At 77.5% G+C, this 783-nt stretch carries 1 protein-coding gene; it reads left to right on the top strand.

Going from position 1 to position 783, the window contains the following annotated elements; all coding sequences use genetic code 11:
• The coding region (locus tag B7767_RS42350; protein ID WP_179167557.1) for a CdaR family transcriptional regulator at positions 1-783 on the top strand (783 nt) is incomplete at both ends.

Below are 783 nucleotides of genomic sequence, written 5' to 3'. Positions count from 1 at the left end.
CCGGCGCCCCCGCGCGGCGCTCGCCGTCGGCACGGCCGCCGCCCTCGGCACCGCCGAGCGGTACGCGGTCCACTCCGCCATCGCCCTGCTCACCCTGACCACGGAACGCTCCCGCTCCCTGCACGCCGCCGAGCAGCGCATCGGCGCCGCCGTCCTGCGCATGCTGCTCGCCGGGGAGCCGGACCACGCCCGCGCGGTGGCCGGCGACCTGTACGGCGGCCTTCTCGACGCGCCCTTCCGGATCATCGTGGCCGCCGGGGGCGAGACGAACGGGGACGCCCTCGGAACCCTCGCCGAGGTCGCGGAGTCCGCCGCCGCCCACTCCGGGGAGGTGGTCCTGGCCGTGCCGGAGGGAAACCGGCTGGTGATACTGGCCTGCGACGGCGGCGCCGCCGTGGCCGCCTGCTGCGACCACGCCGCCGCGCGGGAGGCGGCCCGCAAGGCCGACGACGACGAACTGGTCGTCGGACTGTCCGCGCCGGCCGGCCCGATCGCCGCGTCCGCCGCCTACAAGCAGGCCGAGCAGGCTCTTTCGGTGGCGCGGCGGCGGGGGAGGGTACTGGTGGAGCACGAGCACATGGCCGCCGGATCGGTCCTGCCGCTGCTCGCCGACGACGCGGTCAGGGCGTTCGCCGACGGGCTGCTGCGCGCCCTGCGCGAACACGACGCGACGGGCCGCGGCGACCTCGTCGCCTCCCTCCGCGCCTGGCTCTCCCGCCACGGCCAGTGGGACGCGGCAGCGGCCGACCTGGGCGTCCACCGCCACACCCTCCGCTACCGCAT

Source organism: Streptomyces sp. 13-12-16 (assembly GCF_002114215.1).
GTDB lineage: Bacteria > Actinomycetota > Actinomycetes > Streptomycetales > Streptomycetaceae > Streptomyces.
This window is presented reverse-complemented; position numbering and strand designations above follow the sequence as displayed.